This window comes from Pseudomonas sp. D4-21, from assembly GCF_051132125.1.
GTDB lineage: Bacteria > Pseudomonadota > Gammaproteobacteria > Pseudomonadales > Pseudomonadaceae > Aquipseudomonas.
Map to the genome: position 1 here is coordinate 2351724 of NZ_CP071664.1, position 19493 is coordinate 2371216.

At 55.9% G+C, this 19493-nt stretch carries 14 protein-coding genes and 3 pseudogenes; 10 read left to right on the forward strand and 7 right to left on the reverse strand.

Annotation, left to right across the window (positions count from 1 at the left end; translation table 11 throughout):
* Nucleotides 1-68: 68 nt before the first annotated feature.
* The 5 genes from J3Q04_RS10760 (at nucleotide 69) to J3Q04_RS10780 (ending at nucleotide 4934) form a co-directional block, all read left to right on the forward strand.
* The gene (locus tag J3Q04_RS10760; protein ID WP_434606294.1) at nucleotides 69-1160 is read left to right on the forward strand and encodes an NADH:flavin oxidoreductase/NADH oxidase; all 1092 of its coding nucleotides are present in this window, start codon (nucleotides 69-71) and stop codon (nucleotides 1158-1160) included.
* 123 nt (nucleotides 1161-1283) lie between these two features.
* A complete protein-coding gene (locus J3Q04_RS10765; protein WP_434606292.1) occupies nucleotides 1284-2273 on the forward strand; it encodes a zinc-dependent alcohol dehydrogenase family protein in 990 nt (329 codons plus the stop codon).
* Nucleotides 2274-2294: 21 nt separating this feature from the next.
* Complete coding sequence (locus J3Q04_RS10770) at nucleotides 2295-2669, forward strand: putative quinol monooxygenase (RefSeq protein WP_434606290.1); 375 nt, start codon at nucleotides 2295-2297, stop codon at nucleotides 2667-2669.
* Nucleotides 2670-2679: 10 nt separating this feature from the next.
* Nucleotides 2680-3699, forward strand: a complete 1020-nt coding sequence (locus J3Q04_RS10775; protein ID WP_434606287.1) for a zinc-binding alcohol dehydrogenase family protein — start codon at nucleotides 2680-2682, stop codon at nucleotides 3697-3699.
* 176 nt (nucleotides 3700-3875) lie between these two features.
* The gene (locus J3Q04_RS10780; protein ID WP_434606284.1) at nucleotides 3876-4934 is read left to right on the forward strand and encodes an NAD(P)-dependent alcohol dehydrogenase; all 1059 of its coding nucleotides are present in this window, start codon (nucleotides 3876-3878) and stop codon (nucleotides 4932-4934) included.
* Between the two features lie 55 nt (nucleotides 4935-4989).
* Here the strand turns inward: J3Q04_RS10780 and J3Q04_RS10785 are convergent, their stop codons facing one another.
* Nucleotides 4990-5226 (reverse strand): SdiA-regulated domain-containing protein, encoded by a 237-nt coding sequence (locus J3Q04_RS10785; RefSeq protein ID WP_434606281.1) that lies wholly within the window; start codon nucleotides 5224-5226, stop codon nucleotides 4990-4992.
* A 432-nt stretch (nucleotides 5227-5658) separates the two neighbouring features.
* On the opposite strand from J3Q04_RS10785, the pseudogene J3Q04_RS10790 reads away from it, so the two are divergent.
* Nucleotides 5659-6022: pseudogene (locus J3Q04_RS10790) on the forward strand (hypothetical protein).
* 16 nt (nucleotides 6023-6038) lie between these two features.
* Here the strand turns inward: J3Q04_RS10790 and tnpC (J3Q04_RS10795) are convergent.
* The 3 genes and pseudogenes from tnpC (J3Q04_RS10795) to J3Q04_RS10805 all read right to left on the reverse strand — a co-directional run bounded on the left by tnpC (J3Q04_RS10795) (nucleotide 6039) and on the right by J3Q04_RS10805 (nucleotide 8309).
* Nucleotides 6039-7583, reverse strand: a pseudogene (gene tnpC / locus J3Q04_RS10795) (IS66 family transposase).
* On the reverse strand, nucleotides 7580-7981 hold the full coding sequence (gene tnpB, locus J3Q04_RS10800; protein ID WP_434606279.1) for an IS66 family insertion sequence element accessory protein TnpB: 402 nt from the start codon (nucleotides 7979-7981) through the stop codon (nucleotides 7580-7582). Before tnpB (J3Q04_RS10800) ends, tnpC (J3Q04_RS10795) begins: the two are co-directional and overlap by 4 nt.
* 55 nt (nucleotides 7982-8036) lie before the next feature.
* Complete coding sequence (locus tag J3Q04_RS10805; RefSeq protein WP_434606276.1) at nucleotides 8037-8309, reverse strand: transposase; 273 nt, start codon at nucleotides 8307-8309, stop codon at nucleotides 8037-8039.
* Between the two features lie 386 nt (nucleotides 8310-8695).
* Between J3Q04_RS10805 and J3Q04_RS10810 the strand changes: the two genes are divergently transcribed.
* From J3Q04_RS10810 to tnpC (J3Q04_RS10820), 3 genes and pseudogenes are all read left to right on the forward strand, one after another.
* The gene (locus J3Q04_RS10810; protein ID WP_434635638.1) at nucleotides 8696-8938 is read left to right on the forward strand and encodes a hypothetical protein; all 243 of its coding nucleotides are present in this window, start codon (nucleotides 8696-8698) and stop codon (nucleotides 8936-8938) included.
* A 158-nt stretch (nucleotides 8939-9096) separates the two neighbouring features.
* Entirely contained in the window at nucleotides 9097-9270 is a 174-nt protein-coding gene (gene tnpB, locus J3Q04_RS10815; RefSeq protein ID WP_434606274.1) for an IS66 family insertion sequence element accessory protein TnpB, read from the forward strand.
* A 62-nt stretch (nucleotides 9271-9332) separates the two neighbouring features.
* Nucleotides 9333-10872, forward strand: a pseudogene (tnpC, locus tag J3Q04_RS10820) (IS66 family transposase); the annotation flags it as partial.
* 75 nt (nucleotides 10873-10947) lie between these two features.
* Here tnpC (J3Q04_RS10820) and J3Q04_RS10825 read toward each other — a convergent pair.
* From J3Q04_RS10825 to J3Q04_RS10835, 3 genes are all read right to left on the reverse strand, one after another.
* A complete protein-coding gene (locus J3Q04_RS10825; protein WP_434606272.1) occupies nucleotides 10948-11886 on the reverse strand; it encodes an AraC family transcriptional regulator N-terminal domain-containing protein in 939 nt (312 codons plus the stop codon).
* 23 nt (nucleotides 11887-11909) lie between these two features.
* Complete coding sequence (locus J3Q04_RS10830) at nucleotides 11910-12743, reverse strand: oxidoreductase (RefSeq protein ID WP_434606270.1); 834 nt, start codon at nucleotides 12741-12743, stop codon at nucleotides 11910-11912.
* A gap of 514 nt (nucleotides 12744-13257) precedes the next feature.
* Complete coding sequence (locus J3Q04_RS10835; protein WP_434606267.1) at nucleotides 13258-15849, reverse strand: bifunctional diguanylate cyclase/phosphodiesterase; 2592 nt, start codon at nucleotides 15847-15849, stop codon at nucleotides 13258-13260.
* Nucleotides 15850-18332: 2483 nt separating this feature from the next.
* Between J3Q04_RS10835 and J3Q04_RS10840 the strand changes: the two genes are divergently transcribed.
* Complete coding sequence (locus J3Q04_RS10840; RefSeq protein WP_434606265.1) at nucleotides 18333-18575, forward strand: hypothetical protein; 243 nt, start codon at nucleotides 18333-18335, stop codon at nucleotides 18573-18575.
* Nucleotides 18576-19493 lie beyond the last annotated feature (918 nt).

A 19493-nucleotide genomic window follows, 5' to 3' on the forward strand; every position in this document is an offset into this window, starting at 1 on the left:
GGTTTGCTCTACGACCATAGTTCGAATATTATCGAATAAAGGTACTACGCATTCCCGGAGAAACCTCAATGCCTGCGCTATTCCAACCCCTCACGCTTAAAGACATCACTCTTCGCAACCGAGTCGCGATTCCTCCAATGTGCATGTATTCGTCAAACGATGGCCTCATCAATGATTGGCACAGTGTCCACTACGCCTCCCTAGCGCGTGGCGGCGCGGGGCTCGTGATTGTCGAGGCTACGGCTGTAGCGCCCGAAGGGCGAATCACCCCTGGCTGCGCGGGTATTTGGAATGATGAACTGGCTCAGGCCTTCGTACCGGTGGTCCAGTCGATCAAGGCAGCCGGCTCCGTGCCGGGACTCCAAATTGCCCACGCGGGGCGCAAGGCGAGTGCCAATCGTCCATGGGAGGGCGATGACCATATTGGTGATAACGACTCGCGCGGCTGGCAGACCATTGCCCCATCGGCCGTTGCCTTCGGTGGCCACCTCGGCAAGCAGCCAAAAGCCATGACCCTGGAAGACATTGCCCGCGTGCGTGAGGATTTCGTCGCGGCTGCTGGACGTGCGCGTGACGCTGGCTTCGAATGGCTGGAGCTGCATTTCGCCCATGGTTATCTAGCCCAATCGTTTCTGTCCGAACACTCCAACCAACGTGATGATGCCTACGGCGGCAGTTTCGACAACCGTTGCCGCTTCCTGCTTGAAACGCTGGCGGCCGTTCGTGAGGTTTGGCCGCAGCACTTGCCGCTAACCGCCCGTCTAGGGGTCATCGAATACGACGGTCGGGACGAACAGACCCTGGCCGAGGCTGTCGAACTGACACGTCGGTTCAAAGATGGTGGCCTGGATCTACTGAGCGTCAGCATCGGTTTCACAATTGCTGAGACCAACATCCCTTGGGCTCCGGGATTCATGGGGGACGTTGCCCAGCGTATAAAGCGCGAGGCGGGGATACCTGTGGCTTCGGCATGGGGCTTCGGCACGCCAAGCGTCGCCGAAGAAGCGATCAAGAGCGGTCAGCTGGACTTGGCGATGATCGGACGAGCACATCTGGCCAATCCGAATTGGTCCTATTTTGCCGCTCAAGAACTGGGCGTAGAGCGTGCGGCCTGGACCTTGCCAGCTCCCTACGCCCACTGGCTGGAACGCTACAAATGATCGTTGGGGCGAGTATGGCCGTCATGGCCTAATCGCCCGCTGCCCCAACGGCCGTGAACTGGTGGCTACATCGCTGGCCGCTCATGGCTCGGTCCATCCAAAAAGTTAGCTGAGGATTACGCTATGTCCCGAGTCATACGCTTTCATCGCACCGGTGGACCCGAGGTTCTTCAGATCGACGAGGTTGACGTGCCGGCTCCCGGCCCGAACGAGGTTCAAATTAACGTCAGAGCGCTCGGCATCAACCGGGCTGAAGTGATGTACCGCACAGGCGAGTATGTTATCGAACCGAGGTTTCCCGCCATGCTGGGCTATGAAGCCGCTGGAACCGTGGCTGCAGTTGGTCCCGGTGTGGTCGGCTTCGCTGTTGACGATGCGGTCAGCGTAGTGCCCGCGTTCTCCTTTGACGAATACGGCTTGTACGGTGAGTTGGTCAACGCACCGGCCCATGCGGTAGTGAAACATCCGGAAGCGCTCTCTTTCGTCGAGGCGGCGGCCATCTGGATGAAGTTTGTCACCGCCTATGGCGCACTGATCGAACTCGGTGGGCTGAAGGCCGGAGATGTTGTACTAATCCGTGCGGCGTCCAGCAGCGTGGGGCTTGCCGCTATCCAGATTGCGAACATGGTGGGTGCCGTACCTGTGGCGCTGACCCGCACCAGCGAAAAGCGCGCAGCCTTGCTTCAGGCAGGGGCGGCGTCGGTCATCGCGACCCACGAGCAGGACATGATGGCTGAGGTCATGGCCATTACTCGCGGCAATGGCGCTCGCATGGCCTTCGACCCCGTTGGCGGACCCGAAGTGGCCTTGGTGCTCAAGGCGCTAGCGAAGCACGGCATCGTCTTCCAGTACGGCGCTTTGGACACTCGGGATATCCCAGTCTCGGTCATGGATCTACTCGGAAAACATTTGACTCTACGCGGTTACCAGCTTTTCGAGATCACCCAAGATCGCGACAAACTTGAACGGGCCAAGCAATTCATCAACGAAGGGCTCGCTTGCGGAAAGCTGCGACCAGTGATCGACCGTACATTCAGCTTCGTCCAGATGGCCGAGGCTCACCGGTACATGGAATCAAATGCCCAGGTGGGCAAGATTGTTGTATCGCTGTAATCCACGTTAGGTCTTCGCGGCATGTCTGGCATGGTTACCTTCAATAGGTCATGCCAGCTCGATGCACCTTTCATATTCAAGCACACTGAGACAGGAGGTTTAATGAAAGCTCCCCTAACACTGATTGCCACACTGGTCGCCAAGGCCGGTGCCGAAGCTGAGCTCCAGCAGGCGCTACAGGAACTGCAAGGCCCCAGCCGCGCCGAAGCGGCCTGCATCCAATACGACTTTTACAAAAATGCCGAGCAGGCTTGCACATTTCACATGATCGAGCAGTGGCTGGATGAAGCGGCGTTGACTGCGCACGAGGCGACACCGCATTTCCAAACGGCCCTGCCAATCATCGAACGAGCAGCAGAAAAATTCTCCGTCACGAAAATGTACCGCGTCTCCTGAGGGGCTCAAAATGAAAGCGATCGCACACTTCAAATGTCTGCCAGTCGAGAATCCTGACGCCCTTGTGGAGATCGATCTACCCGATCCCGTGCCGGGTCCCCGCGACTTGCTCGTAGAGGTTAAGGCCGTATCGGTCAATCCTGTTGATACTAAAGTGCGCCAGGGCTACGTGCCGCACGCAGACGAAAGCCAGCCACGCATACTCGGTTGGGACGCGGCCGGCGTGGTCAAGTCGGTCGGTCCCGACGTAACGCTGTTCAAGCCCGGTGACAGGGTCTGGTACGCCGGGTCGCTGATCCGCCCGGGCAGCAATAGTGAATTGCAGCTGGTGGACGAGCGCATTGTCGGATCGATGCCACAGTCGCTGAAGTTCGCCCAGGCTGCGGCATTGCCCCTGACGTCCCTGACTGCTTGGGAGTTGCTCTTTGATCGCCTCGGCGTTACACGCGGTACCGCCAACCGGGGCGAAACGCTGTTGATCATCGGCGCTGCCGGCGGGGTGGGTTCAATCCTCACGCAACTGGCGCGTCAGCTCACCGGGTTAACGGTCATTGGCACGGCTTCGCGCCCTGAAACCCAGGCTTGGGTGACGGAGCTTGGCGCGCATCACGTGATCGACCATACCAAGCCACTGAGCGAAGAGCTCAAGCGCATCGGTATTGCTCAGGTCAGCTTTGTCGCAAGCCTGACGCAGACCGACCGACACTACGAGCAAATTATCGAATCGCTGAAACCACAGGGCAAGTTGGGTCTGATAGACGACCCGGCCACGCTGGATGTCGTACCGCTCAAGCGCAAGAGCCTGTCGCTGCACTGGGAGCTGATGTACACGCGCTCGCTGTACGAGACCGACGACATGCAGGAGCAGCACCACATTCTCAATGAAGTGGCGCGTCAGATCGATTCGGGTGTGCTGCGCACCACCGTTGGCGAAAACTACGGGCGTATCAGCGCAGAGAACCTTCGTCGTGCGCATGCCTTGCTGGAGAGCGGCAAGGCAAAGGGCAAGATCGTCCTAGAAGGGTTCTGACGGGAATCTGGCTACCGGCTCACGGAGGTACCGATGGTGAACTCCGAGAACATCGCTCTTTTTGGATTTCAAAGGCCGCTCAGAGGCACCATCAACCCAAGATTCGAAAGCCGTTGTTCCAATACCGTCTCGATCCAAACGACCATCCAATCGTCCAACTGAAAGGACCATTCTTCATGAACAACGCCATCGGCTATGCTGCCCTTGACCCGAGCGCACCACTCGCGCCCTATACATTCGCACGCCGCGCAGTAGGCTTGAACGACGTCAAGATCGAGACTCTCTATTGCGGCGTCTGCCATTCGGATCTGCATACGGCCCGAAATGAATGGAACAACACGATTTATCCCTCCGTACCAGGCCATGAGATTGTCGGGCGTGTTACAGCTGTAGGCGACTCGGTCCAAGCCTTTAAGGTTGGCGATTTGGCCGGCGTCGGCTGTATGGTCGATAGCTGCCAGAGCTGCCCGTCCTGTGGGGAAGGTTTGGAACAATACTGCGAGAACGGCTTCGTTGGGACTTACAACGGCAATGCGTTCGGCGGCAGTGAAAACACCTTCGGCGGATACTCGGACAACATCGTGGTTAACGAGAAATTTGCACTGCGCATTTCTCATCGCGACGCCGATCTCGCCGCTGTGGCCCCGCTGCTGTGCGCGGGTATTACGACTTACTCGCCGCTGCGCGAGTGGAAGGTTGGGCCCGGCCAGAAGGTCGGCGTGGTAGGCCTCGGCGGTCTGGGCCACATGGCCGTTAAAATTGCCAATGCCATGGGCGCGCATGTAGTGTTGTTCACTACCTCGCCAAACAAGAAGGAAGATGCCCTTCGCCTGGGTGCCAGCGAAGTCGTTGTGTCGAAAAACAAGGACGAGATGGAAGCGCACACGAACAGCTTCGATTTCATCCTGAACACCGTTGCGGCCCCACACGATCTCGACGCATTTCTATCACTGCTCAGGCGCGACGCGACCATGACATTGGTGGGCGCACCTGAGTCCCCGCACCCGTCGCCAAGCGTATTCAACCTTATTTTCAAGCGTCGTCGTCTGGCTGGCTCGCTCATCGGCGGTATCGCAGAGACTCAAGAGATGCTTGATTTTTGCGCCGAGCATGGCATCGTCTCGGACATCGAAATGATCGACATTCGAAACATCAACGAAGCCTACGAGCGCATGCTCAAGAGCGACGTGAAGTACCGTTTCGTCATTGACATGGCCTCGCTTAAGTCAGCCTGACCGCGGTAGCGGAAGAGGCCATGGGCATCCATGGCCTTTCCGTTGTGCGAGATGCCTACGCCCAACTGTATTGCTTGAGCGGGACGGTCCCCAAAAAGGGTCGCTTTGGCCAGAAGGATTGGCGACCTAAGTTGTCGGTGGGCAACGTGATGGTGTTCCACTGCTGGAGTTCTTCGTCGCTTAGGGCAATACGACCGTTGCCCAAATAGGCCACACTTTCGGTGTCATCGAAACCCATCAACGGATAGCGATCGACTACGTTGCCGCTTTTGTCCATGGTCAGAAGTTGCATCGGATGGACGACTGAAGCCCGAGTCAATACGCATTTTGTTTCCAACTGAAGTGATAGACGTCGGCATGCGTCTGCGGTTGGCATTTACCGTTATCGGCGCTGGCATCTACCACGAACCAGTCAGCTCGTGATGTCTGACCCAGCGGATGGGCTTTTTTCGGTACAAAACAACTGGCCAGCTATGCACCGTGGACCATGGCAAAGCTGCCAGGATTTTCGCGCAACCAACTGGCGGCCTGCTCGATCGTCTGAGAGTCGGCGAAGCCGAAATGCACAATTGGCGTAACCCGGCGGTGAACACATCTTGCGTTTTATCGTCGTGAGTTGCGGCTCCAGGGATAGGCACGTAGACCTCACTTCAGGCACGACAAAATGGCTTAAGATCATCGACGACTGTAATGGAACATTTCGACTAAAAGGACGCGACATTTTATGGAAATCCCCCTTGCTCAAATCAGGGAGCGTTTGAACAATCGCCGCTTTACGGTAGCGGGTAACGCCCACGGGCTATCCGGTGCCGGCACAGTATTTCACTACCATGTCGAAGAAGATTCCATTTGGGGTACTTACCAAGGTGGCCGGATCCGCATGGGTCATCAAGTCGGACGCGTGACTAGCCCCGATACCATTGAGCTTCTTTATCATCTTAACTACGGATGGTGAGATTCTTGCTGGCTGGTCTCGTGGCACGGTAGGCGTTGATCACGCAGGACGTATCACTCTGATGTTCGTATGGGGTTGGTTGTCGGGCGCGACTGGAGGTGGGGAGTCTAGCTACGTTGAGCTTGCCGCGTAGCGGTTAAGCTTTTTGATTACGCTCGCGTCCATCTGTGCGGTAGCAACTCGGAAATCTCACTGGCCTGCTGCGTCGGCAGGCGCGTGAGGACGTCCTTCAAGTAGGCATACGGATCATGCCCGTTGAGCCGCGCCGACTGGATCAAACTCATGATCGCCGCAGGCCGTTTTCCGCTGCGTAGCGATCCGGCGAAGAGCCAGTTCTTGCGGCCAAGAGCCCATGGTCGGATCTGATTCTCTGCCCAATTATTATCAATGGGTACGGCCCCGTCATCGAGGTAGCGTGACAGCGCTGCCCAGCGTTTCAGGCTGTAATCGAGTGCTCTACTGATAGCAGAACCTTCGGGCACAAGATCACGCTGGCCGATCATCCAGGCATGCAGCCTATCCATCACGGGCACGGCTTTTTGTTGCCGTGTTCGGTATCGTAAATCTGGCTCCAGGTTGCGCACTTCGCTCTCGATTTCGTACAGCAACAGGATGTAACGCAGGGCCTGCTCGGCGAGCTGGCTTTTGTTCGTGGCGTGCAGTTCGAAAAACTTGCGGCGCGAATGGGCCATGCAGCCGATATCGGTCACGCCGAGTTCGAAACTGGCTTTGTAGCCACCAAAATCATCGCAGACCAACTTACCTATCTAGCCTTGCAGGAAGTTGCGAGCATGCTCACCAGCGCGGCTGGGGTTGAAGTCGTAGACGACAGCGGCTGTTTCGCAAAATTGGCTGGTGGCATAAGCCCAAACATTAGAACGGTGGGTTTTCTTCGAGCCAGGAGCAAGCATCTGCACGGGTGTTTCATCCGCGTGCACGACCCGCTGCCCGATCACCACGCCACGCAAGGCATCGACCAGGGGGCTGCACGTGCACGCCCCTAACGCCCACCCATTGAGCCAAAGTCGAGCGTGGAATCGCCAAGCCGGCGCGACCAAAAGCCGATTCCTGACGGTAAAGCGGAAGATGATCTGCAAACTTCGCGGGCATGACGTGGGCAAGTAATCCGGCAGTCGGGATGCCCTTGTCGACGACCTGCGCCGGTACGGGCGCTTGGGTGTTTCGCAGTCATTGCAGACCCACTTCCCACGAATATGGCATTCAACGGTAAACACGCCGGGCGTGTAGCCCAGCTTTTCGCTGACATCTTCACCGATGCGCTTGAGTGCGCAGCCGCATGGGCAGTGGGTGGTGTCCGGTTCGTGGAGGATCAACGTGTGTGGGAATTCTGACGGCAATGCCGTGCGTTTGGGCTTTTGCTTTTTCTCGGTCGCAGTCAGCACTGTTTGCAAGGCATGAAGCTCTGCTTCAATCGCCGCGATATCGGTATCGATCAGGTCATCCAGCAAGCTGGCCTGCTCAGGATTCGTCTGCTCGCTGCGCTTGGCAAACTTCAAGCGCTTGAGTTGTGCGATCTCGTGGGTCAGCTTCTCGATCACCGTTTGATCGCGGTTGATCTTCTTACCCATTGTCTCGACCGTCTTGCCCATGGTCTCGACTTGCGAGAGCAACTGCGCCGCCAAGGCACGCAGTTGGTCGGGGGACATTTGGTCGAGACTGGGTGAAGAAGTCATGCCGCAGATTTTGCCAGAACAGGCAGTTCGCGGCGATAGATCGATAGGCTAATGGCAGCTGTTAAAGCAGTGTGATCGCGCCGCCGGAACCCGCGCGTTGCCATGGCAGACCCAATACCAAGGCCTGGAGTTGCTCGGTGTCCAACTGCATTTTCAGAGCCATGACGAATGCTTGGCCAGTGAAACCTACCCTGATTTAACCGACGTGCAGCCAGCCAGACACCGAAGCCGTCATGCACCAGCACTTTCATGCGAGTGGCACGGCGGTTGGCAAACAGATAAGCACTGTGCGGCTTCGCCGCACCGAACACCGCGATCACCCTGGCTAACGCGGTTGCGGTTCCCGCTCGCATGTCCATCGGGTCGGTGGCGAGCCAGATGGAGTCGATGCGAATCATCGCAGCAGATCTCGAAGAAAAGTCGCGCAGGTAGCAGCACTTTCAGTTGGCCAGTTCACTTTGATGGTGCCGCGCGGGTGCTGGATCTCAACGCAGATATTCGACGATGTCGCTTGCGAATTTGCTCCGGCCAGCGGCATGGGTAACGGAATAAATGCAGGTTGCAGCGCAGTGCTTTTCTGCGCTGCACTCGAATCCATTTGTGGACGAGGTTTGCGTTGAGGCTATGGCTGAGTGCGACGCTGGCAATCGAAGCGCCGGGTTGGACATACTCTTGAATGACCTTGGCCTTGAAGGATTTTGAATAGGAACGGCGTGTTGGCTGCATGAAATACCCGCTTAATGGCTAAAACTGGTGCCCACTTAAATTAAGTGCACACCATGTCCTGGCTTTGCGGGGCTGGGTAGATGACTTGGCCGGACGAATACGAAAATCCTCACAGGCTTGTGATGGAACAAGCAGCCGAAGTCACCCAAGGGGCAGATCTGGTGCTGGTCGCCTGGCATGAAGGTCATTGGCTCTTTGCGCGTCAGCCAATTGGTAAGGGGCCGTGAACACACCTTCCGAACTCCAGCATTAAGGACGATGGTGTCCGCGTATTTTTAAGCGGACACTATCGCCCTTAACGTCAGGAATTCCATGCGCCAACGAAGCTCTTATCCCAAATCGTTCAAAGCCAGGTTGTTCAGGAATGTCTGCAACCCGGTGTTTCCATATCCAGTGTCGCCATCAGTCATGGCATCAACGCCAACGTCATTCGAAAGTGGATGCCGCTATACCGGGATCAGCCGCCAGCGGTGCTACCTGCGTTTATTCCAGTACAATCTACGCCAAAACGGCAGAGTGAAACGTCGGCGTTAATCGTTCTGCCGTTTGGCGATCAATCGATCACAGTGAAATGGCCAACTTCTGATCCTGAAGGATGCGCCCGCTTTGTCCGTGGGCTCACGCAATGATTCGCATCGACGCCATCTGGCTCGCCACCGACCCGATGGACATGCGTGCAGGCACTGAAACTGCGCTGGCCAAAGTGATTGGGTGTTCGGTGCGGCGAAGCCGCACTGCGCTTATCTGTTAGCCAATCGCCGCGCCACTCGCATGAAAGTGCTGGTACATGACGGGATTGGCGTTTGGCTGGGCTGCACGTCGATTGAACCAAGGCAAGTTTCATTGGCCGGGTATTCGACAAGGCTGCGAAATGGAGTTGGATAACGAGCAACTTCAGGCCTTGGTGCTCGGTCTACCTTGGCAACGCGTTGGAGCAGGCGGTGCAATCACACTGCTATAAGAAACTGTAATCAGCGCCTCGGCCTGCTGCCGCAAGCGATCTGCTTTGGTAAAAACCCCGGCATCACTTCCTCGCCTAATCCCGATCAAATGCCCCCCGACCAATCGCGTGCATTCGCTGCGCAATTGCTGTCGCAGCTCAGACCATGGCAAGACGGTCGAAACACTGGACAAGAAGATCAACCGCGATCAAACGGTGATTGAGAAGCTGACCCACGAGATCGCACAACTCAAGCGCTTGAAGTTCGCCAAGTGCAGCGAGCAGATGAACCCTGAGCAGGCCAGCCTGCTGGATGACCTGATCGATACCGATATCGCGGCGATTGAAGCAGAGCTTCATGCCTTGCAAACAGTGCTGACTGCGACCGAGAAAAAGCAAAAGCCCAAGCGCACGGCATTGCCGTCAGAATTCCCACACACGTTGATCCTCCACGAACCGGACACCACCCACTGCCCATGCGGCTGCGCACTCAAGCGCATCGGTGAAGATGTCAGCGAAAAGCTGGGCTACACGCCCGGCGTGTTTACCGTTGAATGCCATATTCGTGGGAAGTGGGTCTGCAATGACTGCGAAACACCCAAGCGCCCGTACCGGCGCAGGTCGTCGACAAGGGCATCCCGACTGCCGGATTACTTGCCCACGTCATGCCCGCGAAGTTTGCAGATCATCTTCCGCTTTACCGTCAGGAATCGATTTTTGGTCGCGCCGGCTTGGCGATTCCACGCTCGACTTTGGCTCAATGGGTGGGCGTTAGGGGCGTGCACGTGCAGCCCCCTGGTCGATGCCTTGCGTGGCGTGGTGATCGGGCAGCGGGTCGTGCACGCGGATGAAACACCCTTGCAGATGCTTGCTCCTGGCTCGAAGAAAACCCACCGTTCTAATGTTTGGGCTTATGCCACCAGCCAATTTTGCGAAACAGCCGCTGTCGTCTACGACTTCAACCCCAGCCGCGCTGGTGAGCATGCTCGCAACTTCCTGCAAGGCTAGACAGGTAAGTTGGTCTGCGATGATTTTGGTGGCTACAAAGCCAGCTTTGAACTCGGCGTCACCGAGATCGGCTGCATGGCCCATTCGCGCCGCAAGTTCTTCGAATTGCACGCCACCAACAATAGCCAACTCGCCGAACAGGCCCTGCGTTACATCCAGTTGCTTTACGAAATCGAGAGCGAAGTCCGCGACCTTGAACCGGATTTACGCCGCCTAATACGGCAAGAAAAAGCTGTACCGGTGATGGATGCTCTGCATGCCTGGATGATCGCCCAGCGCCAGATCGTGCATGACGGCTCGGCGATCAGCAAAGCTCTGGATTACAGCCTCAAACGCTGGACGGCGCTGTCGCGCTATCTCGATAACGGGGCCGTACCCATTGACAATAATTGGTGCGGGAACCAAATCCGACTGTGGGCGTTGGGTCGCAAAAACTGGCTCTTTGCAGGTTCGCTGCGTAGCGGCAAACGGGCGGCGGCGATCATGAGCTTGATCCAGTCGGCGCGGCTCAACGGGCATGATCCGTATGCTTATCTCAACGATGTGCTGACGCGGCTGCCGACGCAGCGGGCAAGTGAGATTACCGAGTTGCTGCCGCATAAATGGGCGCCCGTTCAACCGCCCAAAGTATGTTGGGAGGTGCGGACAGCGCTGGTACTGGGGTTGCCGGAGCAGCGGGTCGGCTCATCGCTAATGTGACGAGACGTACATAGATGGCGTGGACGGCGCAGGCAGTGCGTAGGTCGCCTTCATCCATTCGATCTCTGCCTGGGGCGTGCGCCCAAAGAAACGTTTGAATTCGCGGCTGAATTGCGAGGCGCTTTCGTAGCCTACATTGAACGCCGCCGTCGAAGCGGTCATAGCGTTGCGTAGCATCAGTAATCGCGCCTGGTGCAAGCGCGTCGACTTCAGGTATTGCATCGGCGACGAGTCCGTCACGCTGCGAAAGTGCAGATGAAAATTGGGCACGCTCATGCTCGCTTCTTGGGCAAGGGACACCACATCCAGGCGCTCCTGGTAGCAACTATGGATCTTGCGGATCGCACGAGTGACCTTACCAAAGTGACCCTGGCGATTGAGCGCGGCGCGCATCGAGCCACCTTGCTCGCCGGTTAGGATGCGGTAGTAGATCTCCCGCACCAGCGACGGCCCAAGTATTTTCGCTTCGCCCGGACTGCTCATCGCCTCAAGAAAGCGTAGCGTCGAGGCGCGCAGCAAATCGTCCATTGGCGAGGCATACATGCCCTTGGGCTGGGCATCACTTGGCCCGAGAGCTTCATCCATTTGCAGTATCAAATCGCTGGCCATTTGTAAGTCGAGGCGCATGTAGACCGCCAGCATTGGCTGCGCCTCGCTGGCATCGGTCTCCATGGTGAAAGGAACTGGGACGGACACTACTAGATAGTGCTGGGCGTCATAAACGTATACGTCATCGCCCAGATAGCCACGTTTGCGCCCTTGGCACAGGATCACGATACCCGGGTCATACAGCACCGGAGTGCGAGTCAGTGGCCGATTCGAACGCAAAAAGCGGATGTCCTCTAGCGCGCTGAGGTTGTAGCCCTCGACCGGCGCGAGGGTTTCCATCAAATGCACCATGCGCGAGGTGCGTGAGTCGGCCCGATTCATTGATGTCCCCCTCTGCTGGTCGCTCAACCGTCGGTGGTAAGGGTCAGCGCTTCCCATTGATCAATCTCCCTGGCCGTGCGATTCAGCTTGTCACGTACCAGCCCCAGCGCGTCACTGCCCAATAATAAGTGTGCCGGTGGTGTCGTGCTGGCAATAACCTGCAACATCGCTTGCGCCGCTTTTCGCGGGTCGCCAAGCTGTTTGCCGCTCTTTTCTTCGCGGGCCTTACGTACCGGGTCGAAACTGGCGTCATAGTCAGCAATGCTTCGTGGGGTGCGCTGCATCGAACGACCGGCCCAGTCAGTGCGAAACGAGCCAGGTGCCACGGCGGTCACGAAGATGTTGAACGGTAGCAGTTCTTTGCTCAGCGTATCGGAGATACCTTCGAGAGCAAACTTGCTCCCGCAGTAGTACGCGATGCCCGGCATCGTGATGGTGCCGCCCATAGAAGTGATATTAAGAATATGACCAGTGCGACGCTTGCGAAAATAAGGCACGAAAGCCTTGGTCACAGCTACCGCGCCGAACACGTTGACGTCGAATTGGCGACGCATTTCCTCCAGCGGCGACTCTTCAAAGATGCCCTCATGACCGTAGCCGGCGTTGTTGACCAACACGTCGACTGGGCCGTGGGTTGCTTCAATAGCAGCTACTACGCTGTCGATCCGGGCGAAGTCAGTGATATCCAGAATCACCCCATGAGCATGATCCACGGAGAGCGCCTGAAAGGCGCGCAAGGCGGCTTCACTACGCACGGTACCTATGACACGGTGGCCCGCTGCAAGAGCTTCTTGCGCCAGCGCGTTGCCGAAGCCACTGCTCACCCCCGTGATGAATATGGTTTTTCTGCTGTTCATGGCGACTTCCAATAAGTAGGGACGAGGCCATGATATGTATCGAAAACTCGGTCACCTATGCCGGTTTGTCTTAGAGCATTGCCTATTCCTATCAGAGTCAACAGTTAAGTGGGCACGCGTTTAACCACGCAACATGTGTGTTGAATGGACACTTATGTCAATTCCATGCAATTGGATGGGAGAGTCTGCGCAATACCCCAACTACTCGAGGAGAGTTGGCCAAACGCTTACGGATTTTCGCCGTCCAGGGCAGGCTTGATGAAGCCGCGAGCGAACCTAAGACAGAACCAGCCACTGACGACAGCGGGGACTATTTTTCGAGCCCAGGGGCGGTCATGAAACCAGCGGCGCAACAGCTAGGGCACCAGGTGCCCTTTAAAGAATCTGAAACTGTACGCTTGTCAGCGAAACAGCGCCGCACATCGCCATAGGGGGCTAAGACACGCTACGGCGCTTTGCCTGATTGCCTGACGGCATTAGGCACTCTCAGAAGTAATCGTACTTGCGCAGGACGCTAGTGAGACGGAATCGGTGGGCCTGTCTGTTCAATCTTCTTGTCCCTAACCCATAAGTCGAATGCTTCGCTATCCAGGGGACGGCTAAGAAAGTAACCCTGGCCTTCGTCGCAAAGTACGGCTTTGAGCAGTTCCAGTTGCTCAGCCGTTTCAATTCCTTCCGCGGTGACGGTCAACGACAATGCCCGGCCCAACCCTACTATCGCTTGTATAACGGATTTATCTTTTTCGTTTTCACCCAACCGGTTGACGAAGCTTCGGTCGATTTTGAGACCATCGAAGGGAAACGAGCGAAGGTAACTCAGTGATGAGTAGCCGGTGCCAAAATCATCCATCGCCAGGCGTACTCCAAGACCTTTGAGGGCACGCATGATCTCGAGGGCTCCCGTAGCATCCACCAACATGATGTTTTCGGTCAGCTCCAGCTCTAACCGTGTCGGATCAAATCCGGTTTCGCACAGGGCTTTTTGAACTCGTGCCACTAAGTTGCCACGCCGGAACTCAGTTGAAGATAAATTAATTGAAACGAACATATTGTTCGGCCAGTGGTTAGCGCTCTCGCAAGCAGCGGTAAGCACCCAGTCACTCAACGATACGATCAGCCCCGATTCTTCGGCGATGGGTATAAAGGTATCCGGGGAGACCAATCCATGCACGGGGTGTTGCCAGCGCACCAGGGCTTCGGCCCCTACCAGCCGGCCATCCACAATGCGAACGCGCGGCTGAAAGTGTAACCGTAATTCTCCATGTTTGATGGCGTAGCGTAAATCGCTCTCCAACCGGCGACGTTCGATGATTTTGGCGTTCATGTCGCCTGCATAAAAACGCCAAGTGTGGCGACCGCCGGCCTTGGCTTCGTACAGGGCTATATCAGCATAACGCATCAGCTGGGCGGCTTCGCACGCATCGTTAGGCGCCATCGCAATACCGATACTGGCGCTGACAAAGACTTCCTGAGCGCCGAGGGCTATCGGTTCTTCGATTGAATGGATAAGGCGCTGACACAGCGCGTCTATTTCGTCTTGGGAACTCATGTCAGTGATTATCAGCACAAACTCATCGCCACCAATCCTTGCGACGAGGTCTCCCGTCCGTACGCAATCTCCTAATCGTTTTGATACTGTGTTAAGGACATGATCGCCAGCAGCATGACCGAGCAGATCATTTACCGGCTTGAAACGGTCTAGATCAAGACACAACATGACCAATGGGGCTTCACGGGTGGAAACAGCCCTGAGTTTGCCATCAAGAAACGCTTGTAAACGCGTCCTGTTAGGGAGTCCAGTCAAGGCATCGTGCTGCGAAAGATAATCTATGCGTCTTCGGGCTTCGACCTCATCAGTGATGTCACACGCAGTGCCGCGAAATCCCTCGTCGACCATCTCTCTCGCATGAAGCCGAGCAATCCGTGCCTGTCCTTGCGAATCAATATAGCTGCATTGCACGCTGGTGTTGGGATGCCTCTTAGGCATTTTCAACCATTGGGATAACTTTCCTGAATCAAAACGTAATAAGTTGTCTAAGTCAGCGCCAATCCAGGCATTTCTAGAGAGGCCTGTGATTTCTTCGAATCGTTCAGACAGGTAACTCAATTGGCCTTGAGCGTCAATCTCCCATATCCAATCCGAACTGGCTTCCGCTACATCGCGAAAACGCTGTTCGCTTTTGATAAGCGCAATTTGGCTGGTCTGCAACGAAGCATAATTATCTTCTAGCGTCTTTGCTGCGAAGGTTGTGCGTCGCAATAAGACCCAAGTCATCAGCCATACTACAGAAGCCGCCACGCCTATCAACGGCAACATGAAACCCAGCAACTTTTTGCCAGGTTTCTCTAATTCCCAGAGCAAATGGCCAGCGGATCCGTGTTCGCCTAACTGCACTGTTGTGGAAGACACCTTATCATGAGTTACTATACGTAACGCTTTGATGCCGTAGTCTGTTCCTATGGTTTGAAGCCTTGCACTATCAAGCGGCTCGACGAAAACCAGTACAGATACTGGACCATCAACCGCTTCAACGGTAAGGTCGTTACCGGGCGTGAGTGCCGAAGCTGCAACTACCGCAGGTATACCACCAAAGTTAACGATAGTGGAAACTGCGGCTTCCTTACCAGCTGCCGCGCGAGCTTCATTGAGGAGCGCATCGATTGGTCGTCCTAACCATTGCGCGATGTCGACTGATTTAAGTTCGCCCCTGATCACCGAATAAACGGTGCGATCTGCGCCATCGACGACAAAAACCCCTTGATAGCCAAAGTTTTTGTACACTCCGGAGCCTATGTTCGCTTGAGCAAATGCCCAATCAACATCCACCATTTGATGAAGGTGTTTGTACGCCTCCCCCCAAGAAGCGTAGTCCTTCACTGTGGTAGTTACGTGTTTCTCCACCGACTTTATGGCTTTGTTGATGTAGAAGATGCCTTCGTGTTCTTCAACCGTATCAAGGTCATGCGCCACATAGAAAAGCAGACAGGCAGCGAGTAGAAAGACACTGACCAACAGCCCCGCAAATTTAAGTAGAGAGGCGCGAATAAGGGCCACGCTGGTACGGTTCAGAGCGGGAGCGGCGGAAGTTGGGATGTTTTCGAGCATAGGATTCCAGGCAGGGTTATCTGTGTCAACTCTCAGTTAATCTATCGGCTGGAGCGGTTATTTTTTGAATGTCTGCGCCTGCCTAATCGGACGGGCCGACCAACGGTGGTCTTGGCTTTCGATCGCCTCGGTCGAAAGGTGCGACTCCAAAATATCAACTCACCAGAAGCTCGCCATACCGCTGATGATTTTTTGATACAGGTATTGTCCAGCTCACCGCGCATGGCACTCTGCTCGTTAAGTTCCTAACACGACGAAACCAGGTGGTTGTATCGAAAACTTTCTGCGAAGGGCAGAGGTTCTAAACTAACTACTCTGGGTCCGTCGGCGGCACGGTAATTAAGACGTTGTATTTGGCATCCTCTAGCGTTCGAAGCTAATGAGTTTCTCTATCAACGCGCTGCTGCGCACCTTGCCGTGTTGAGCAGCAATATTCGGTTATCGTGTTGAGGCTGCGCGCAAAACCAACGCGGATCTGGCGATCGGCCCTGAACGAGGCACCTTACGCTGTGCACCGGCGTTGATGGCGAAACCACACAGATCGAAGTTCGGACACCTGGTGCGGCATTCCCCGCGACGCGCTCGAAAAATTACTCGTCCCATTTTTTACGACCAAACCTATCGGACAAGGCTCTGGGTTAGGATAGTCCTCATCGGACGGCATTGTGAAAAAACATAACCGCACCATTCAGTGCGCAGCGAGGCCGGGGTCGGGGCTACGTTCAACGTCGTATTACCCGTGCACCAAGCGATAGAAAGAACAACCCCCTGGCTCGCTGAAGTTCTCCGCTCGCCAGCGTATCCGAGCCGCTGGCTCAACTGTGCGAGCCCAAGGTGGTGGCTAGGCATGCGATGCGTTTGGCCAATTATTCGATCGTTGATCGAGAGGAATAAGTCGCCAGTGAGGATGACGGCGACCGTGCCTCCCATCGGCGGGCAATTTAGTGGCTGAACCAGTGGCGCAGCAGCGCGTTACCGACGGCCTGGCTGTAAACCAGGCCTCCGCCCTTAGAGCACACAGTTGGCCGGGCGGTATAGACCGGTATCAAAAGCCGGCATGTGTTCCGTCTCGATCAAGGTGCCGCGAACGACGCCCTTAGGCGAGCCATGCCGCTCGCTGCCGGGCGCCTGCGTTCAAGTAGACGTGCCGATACCGTGGCTTGCGATGTATTTAACCGTGGATAACCCCCTGACTACAAAGGAGGGCGAGAACTTAAGGGCCGCCACTCCAACGCGTTAGGCGAACCGGAGAGGGAGCGCCGACCAATAAATGGGTAACTAGGATCGGAGCCTGGCAACGCTCCGACGGGCTCAAGTCATGCGGCAACTGCTCAAAGAGCATTGAGGTCCTGCTGCTCGCCTCGACGAGATTGTAGAAGCGGTCATCAGTGAATAGGGCACCGTTGAAGACTGAGTTTCCCCTAGGCAGTGTTATTCTCACACCGAGGCGAACCAGCATCCTCGCTATGCCAGCACTGGCATCGGTGATTGCTTATGATCAGCAGTCGGTGATCAGACCCAGCTCTTCCGTAGTGGTCCTTGCCAAGGTTGGGAAGGGGCTGGTCAGCTACTTTGGCAGTTCAACTGCATCTTGGCCCCGACGCCGATCTGCCGGCCATCTTCGTGCACAACAAGCACGTCGAGCCTGGCCTCTGGGTAGCAGGGCCAGCCGGCTAGCTCGTTGAATACCTGGATGAACAGCGCGCAGAGGTCAGCTTCCTTTTCGATTGTTGTCGATAGGCATGACCGTCCTGGTCTCTATAGCGGAAGACTTTAGATGGATAGCTTGACTTCATTACATTGGGGGCGCCAATAAATAGTCGGCAAATTTATAGCGAAGGTTCTAGCGGCTCACCAGAAATATGAGCATGCCTGCGCTGATTTGCGCAGGATGATCAATCTGAAAATAAACTAAGGGCGCGAGTGGGTGAGGCCGTGACACGTCAAAGCCGCACTAGGAATGGTTCCTGCTTTTTAACGAATATCCAGCGCGCCCCGAGAGCCAAAACGATGTGTCTGGCTGACGTGCAAGGGAGGGATTTTCGTACTGGCGAGAAACCGGGTGAATTTTCGGCGTATTCGGCCGATATCAGACTTAAGGGATATCGTTTCTAGATGGCGGTTGGCTCCGCCTGGGACAAATAATATGAAAACTATCGACGACTTTAGGATTGAGGCTCACGAACTGCTATTGGAGCTTGAGGCCGCCACAACTGGCCTAATGATGCTTGTTTCTTCCAAATGCATTTCGGGACCTGCGTGGGATGCAGCTACTGAACGACAGCATGATGCTCATGACCGCTGGAACGCGTTCGTAAACAAAACAACAGAATTTGCTCCAGACTAGCCGACTCTGTCAAGCTGACCTCGGCCGAATGATGAGTGTTTGGAGCGGTCGCGATGGTGGGGCTTTTAGCCTCGATAGAGGTATTGCATGTAATGGTGAAGATTGCCGGTATTTGATGTAGCTCAAGGAGAGGGCCATGTCTCATAATCTGGATTTGCCCGTCGCACACACCTACAGGGGCCACCAGTTGTTCCTGAAATTCGACTGGAAGCGCCCCAACGACGCGGCACCGACAGCTGCGCATATCTTGGTGAACTGTGATGTGCCAGGATTGGCAAGCACCGTAGGAGAACTCAAAGGACCCTGGTCCAGCTACCTCGACGCCCTTACCGAAGCAATCGGAGTCGGAGAGCAGTGGGTCGACAGTCAGCTTCCCTGAATGAGCGTTCCCTGCTGTTACGTTGCCTTGTCGGTTTAAATTGCTTGGCTTTCCTAGTCAGCGGTGGGGTTGAGGGCGGCGTCAATCTAGCCCGGTGTGTGAGGCTGAGGGTGGCTCGTTAGCAAATTGCGACGTTTTTCAGCATTTCCTTAGTGTCGTTCTCCCACTCATCCACCACTGTGAGGCATTGCTGTAGAGCCAGGCTCTCGGCGGACACGCAGTCGAGATCGTCAGCCTTCAAGAAGATCTGGCGTTCGTGCTCGAGAATGGTTTCGAGCTCGGCCGGCGAACATGACTTGGCCTGCGCTTCGCCACCCTAAGTACCGATGTCCCAACGTTTCACGCTTCTCCTCTCGACTAGGCGGAACTGATGACCGTCCTCCAGGGTGAGCAAAAGTTCTTCAATTACGCCGGTGGTGGTCGCAGAGCTGTAAATCAGCTTCACAGTCCCGCCTAGGCGAAAGACGTTCCCATCGTAAAGGTGCAGGCGGCGGCCCTCGGTTCTTTCCGAAAACGTTGGCTGTCGAATCGTGCCCAGATCGGGGGAGTCGTCTCGCGCTACAATGTAGTAGTGGGGCGCGCTGTGATATAGGACCGTTGTCCATTGCAGCTCTTCCACGGCGAGCCAGTAGCCGAGTTTGCTAGTTCGTCCATCTCGAATTGTTCAATGCGATCAACCAGCCGTTCTCCGGCCAATCTGGCACTTGCCGCAAGCAGGCAGGACCGGTACGCCTCCGGGTCCGCATCCCAGGTCTTGGTTGTCGAGCGTTTCGCGCCACTGCTGAATCCTCAGCGCCTTGGCCTGTTCAAAATTCATGATGGGATCGACTTCTTAATGCTGTTTGGATATACAGCTATAGAGGCGGGGTAAGTCTGGCGAGGGGAGGGGACGAGTCGCGCTATTCAGTCCAGGGGGAA